Origin of the sequence: Haliea sp. (genome assembly GCF_040222615.1) — a bacterium.
Lineage (GTDB): Bacteria > Pseudomonadota > Gammaproteobacteria > Pseudomonadales > Halieaceae > Haliea.
The window spans coordinates 1-4,199 of record NZ_JAVKCQ010000206.1 but is presented as its reverse complement, the minus strand read 5'-3'; the positions used below and the strand labels follow the sequence as shown (position 1 = coordinate 4,199).

General features: G+C 67.3%; 2 protein-coding genes and 1 pseudogene. All 3 read left to right on the top strand.

Features of this window, described 5'->3' with window-relative positions:
- Window positions 1-277, top strand: a pseudogene (locus RJQ10_RS16310) (hypothetical protein); the annotation flags it as partial.
- Window positions 274-2,730 (top strand): YbcC family protein, encoded by a 2,457-nt coding sequence (locus RJQ10_RS16305; RefSeq protein WP_350148440.1) that lies wholly within the window; start codon window positions 274-276, stop codon window positions 2,728-2,730. The pseudogene RJQ10_RS16310 and the gene RJQ10_RS16305, both read left to right, overlap by 4 nt.
- A gap of 253 nt (window positions 2,731-2,983) precedes the next feature.
- Entirely contained in the window at window positions 2,984-4,162 is a 1,179-nt protein-coding gene (locus tag RJQ10_RS16300; RefSeq protein ID WP_350148439.1) for a multidrug effflux MFS transporter, read from the top strand.
- Window positions 4,163-4,199: the final 37 nt, after the last annotated feature.

The window sequence follows — 4,199 nt, the reverse complement described above, 5'->3', positions numbered from 1 at the left end:
TTTTGCGGGGCGCGGGCCGGCAGCGACCGCGGTCGCCTGGCCGCTGGTGCTGTGGGTCGCGCTCAGCTTCGCGCTGTTCTACGGCACCCAGGTCTGGTTGCGCTGCTACCCCCGGGGCCGCTTTGCCCGCGCATTTTATCCCTGGGCCTACTGCGGTTTTTATCTCGACGAGGTTTTTACCCGGCTGACGTTCAGGGTATGGCCAGTGAAATTGAACCCTGTCCAGGCGCAAACCCTGGCTAACCGGAATTTGCCGGCACAAGGAGACCTGCTGTGAACGCACCGTTGCAACCCCTGCTGCTCAAGACCAGCGCTGTACAGAAAGCTATCGCCGCCGCGGTAGAGAGCATTGCCCCCAACTGGCCGCTTGACCGGATGATCGCGGTCAACCCCTACTGGGGGCGGATCCAGCAACCTTTCAGCGAGGTGGCGGCGCATCTGGCCCAGGTCGCCGGTTCGCCCATGACCTTGCCACTGGCCGCCTATCGGCAAGCCTGGGAACAGCGGGAGATTGAGGTCCAGGACCTGCAACAGGCGCTGAGGGAAAACCAGGCTGAGGTGACCCTGGAGCAGGCGGTCGCCGCGCTGGAGCAGCCGCAGCCGGAGCCGCTGCCGCTGCCACTGCTCAGCGACCAGCTGGACAGCCAGCGCGATCTGCGGCGGCAGCCAGCCTGGTGCGACACCATCACCCATCAGGTGTCGCAATTCTGCGCCGCCTGGTTTGACCGTGAGCAGGCCGACTGGCATCCGGATCAAGCGGGGGGACTCTACGCCGCCTGGCGCGACGGCCTGCGCCGGGACCACAGCGTCGCCCTGCTGATGCAGGCGCCCGGCATCCCCGCGCAGGCAGCCGGACTCGCCGAAGATCCGGAGCAGCAGATCAGCAACACGCTGGCGCAGCTGGGCGTGGGAGAGCGCGACTGGCCCCTCTATCTGCAGGCGGTGCTGATGCGCGTGAGTGGCTGGGCGGCGTGGTGCGCCTACCTGCGCTGGCAGGCGCGGCTGGAGGGAGGAGATGACCATGCGCTGGTGGATTTGCTGGCCATACGCCTGGGCTGGGAATCCCTGCTCGATGACGGCGTGCGGGACGGGGGTTCTACCTGGTCAGCCTGGCAGGCGAACTGGCGGGGCAGGGCGCTTCCGCTGGCCGATCCATCCCTGGTTCTGCATCAGGTCTGGCAGCGGGCGCAGGAGATAAGCTATCAGCGCAGCCTGCGGGACCGGCTTATGTCAGGCCCCCGGGTCGAGGTGGCCGAGGCGCCGGCGGTGCAGGCTGCCTTCTGTATTGATGTGCGCTCCGAGCTGCTGCGGCGTCATCTCGAAGCACAATCCACCGACATCCAGACACTGGGCTTTGCGGGCTTCTTCGGCCTGCCGATCAGCTATGCGCCGCTGGGTACCACGGCCCGGCGGCCGCAGTTGCCAGGCCTGCTGCCCGCCGCCCTGCACATCAGCGACAGTACCGGCTCGGCGGCCGGGGACGCGGCGGTCATCCGGCGTCGCGGCCAGAGCCTGTCGGGCATGCTCGGCTGGCGCGTTTTCCAGTCGGTGCCGCTGTCCTCGTTTACCCTGGTCGAGGCGCTGGGCCTCGGTTACCTGGGCAAGCTGGTGCAGCGCAGCCTGCCCGGAGCCGCTCCCCCGGGTTCACCGGATTCGCTTGGCCTGGGAGCGCAGGCCGGCAGTGTGCGGCCAACCCTGGACGCGGCCACCGCAGGCGGCGTTGCCGGCCAGGCGCAGATCGCCGCCCGGGTGCTGGGCGCGATGGGCCTGGGGCAGCAGTTCGGGCGTCTGGTGCTGCTGTTGGGCCACGGCAGCCAGAATCGCAACAACCCCCAGCGCGCGGGGCTGGACTGCGGCGCCTGTTGTGGCCAGACCGGGGAAGTGAATGCCAGGGCCCTCGCGGGCCTGCTGAATGATCCAGCGGTGCGCGAGCAGCAGCTGGCGCAGGGGGTGCGGATTCCGGACAGCACCGTTTTTGTGGCCGGTCTGCACAACACCACAACCGATGAAGTGTTGCTGTATGACCTGGAGGACCTGCCCGCCAGCCACGCAACCGACCTGCAGTGGATACGCGAGCGGCTCGCCGCGGCGGGCGCCGGGGCACGCCGTGAGCGGGCTTCCGCGCTGGGTCTGGCCGCGCTGCTGGAGAGAAAACCCGAGGCCCTGCTGCGCGCCGTCCGCGAGCGGGCCGATGACTGGGCGCAAACGCGGCCAGAGTGGGGCCTGGCCAACAACGCGGCGTTTATCGTCGCGCCGCGCGCCCGAACCCGCGGTGTCGATTTACAGGGCCGCAGCTTTTTGCACGACTACGATTACCGAAAAGATCGGGACGGCAGCCTGCTGGAGTTGATCATGACCGCCCCCATGGTGGTGACCCACTGGATCAACATGCAGTACTACGCCTCCACCGTGGACAACCAACGCTACGGCAGTGGCAACAAGACCCTGCACAATGTGACCGGTGGTCGCATCGGCGTGTTTGAAGGCAACGGTGGCGACCTCCGCATCGGTTTACCCTGGCAGTCGCTGCACGACGGCGAGCGCTGCTTGCATACCCCCCTGCGTCTGACGGTGGTGATCGAGGCGCCGCGGGAGGCCATTGACAGCGTGATCGCGAAGCATGTCACCGTGCGGCAACTGCTGGACAACCACTGGCTGTATCTGGCCCGCCTGGATGGCGAGCGGATGGAGCGCTACGGGAACGGGAGCTGGCAGATCTGGGCGGAGTAGCCGTGCCGGCCTCGTTTCAGGGGCGCAGCGTTGCCCTGCTGACCCGCCATGGCAAGGGCGCGCTGCCAGCCCTGTGGCCATGAGTGCCGCGAGCCCGATCCCCGCGCTGCGGCCGATCCCCAGGACTGCCCCTGGTGCAATCCGTGAGTTTGTAGCGGCCGGGCGCCATAAAAAGGCGCTCCGGCGTGCTATACTCCCGTCCCGCGACCTGCAGCCACAGGGACGCCACCAGCACCGTCCATCCGGAATTCGCATGACCCAGACCCAGCATACCCCGCTGGCGATCGTATTTGCCCTCGGCTTCACCATGATGCTCGGGCCTTTCGCCATCGACACCTACCTGCCGGCGTTTCCGGCGATCGCGGCCGCCATGGGGGTGGAGATCAAGGTGGTGTCCCTGACCATCTCGGTTTACATGTTCGCGATTGCCCTGGGGCAACTGGTGGGCGGGGCGCTGTCGGACCACTTTGGCCGCCGCCGGGTGCTGGTCACCGGCCTGCTGCTGTTTGCTTGCGCCAGTTTTTTTCTGTCCCGGGCGCAGACGATTGAAGCCCTGCTGCTGGGCCGGGTGCTACAGGCCATCGGCGGTGGCTTTACCGCAGTCTCGGTGCCGGCCCTGGTGCGCGACCGGGTGCGCGGGCTGCAGGCCGCCAAGCTGTTCTCGATGATCGGTCTGGTGGCCATCGTGGCGCCGGCTATTGCCCCCACCATCGGCACCCTGCTGCTGCGGCTGGGTGACTGGAACGTCATCTTCGTCTTTCTTGGCATTTACGCGCTGTGCCTGTTGCCGCTGCTGTCGGCCACGGTTTTCAAGGGGCCGCGGCGCCAGCCCGTTGGCCCGGGGGGAATCAGCATGGTGGCGCGTTACCTGGGCGTGCTGCGCGAGCGCCGGGCCTTGCCGCATATCGGCTGGCAGACTGCGGGTTTTGGCGGCCTGATCATCTTCGTCACTTGGTCCGCCTATATCTATCAGGTCCACTACGGGCAATCCCGCGATGCCTTCGCCCTGTTGTTCGCCTGCAATATCGTTGCCATGCTCTGCTGCAACTTGCTGAACCGTGTGCTGCTCAACCGGCTGCCCTCGCTGCAGATCCTGCGCGGGGCAACCGTGGCCCAGGCCGTGGCTGCGGTCTGGCTGCTGGGCGTCGCCCTGCTCGACGGGTCGGTACTCGCCTTTCTGCCGGGCATGATGCTGTATGCGGGCACCCTGGGCGCGATCAGTCCCAATAACCAGGCCGGTTTCCTGGAGTATTTCCCCGCCAGCAGCGGCTCCGCGGCCGCCCTGATGGGCACCGCCACGTTCAGCCTCGGGGGAATTGCCAGCGGGCTCAGCACGCTGCTGCCGCAGACTCTGCTGTCGGTCACCCTGTGCATCCTGTCCGCCCGCGGCATCAGGTCACGGCGTGGCTATGGGTACCGCGCAGTGCCATAAAGCCCAGGCTGATGACGGAACAGGCCAGGATGCACAG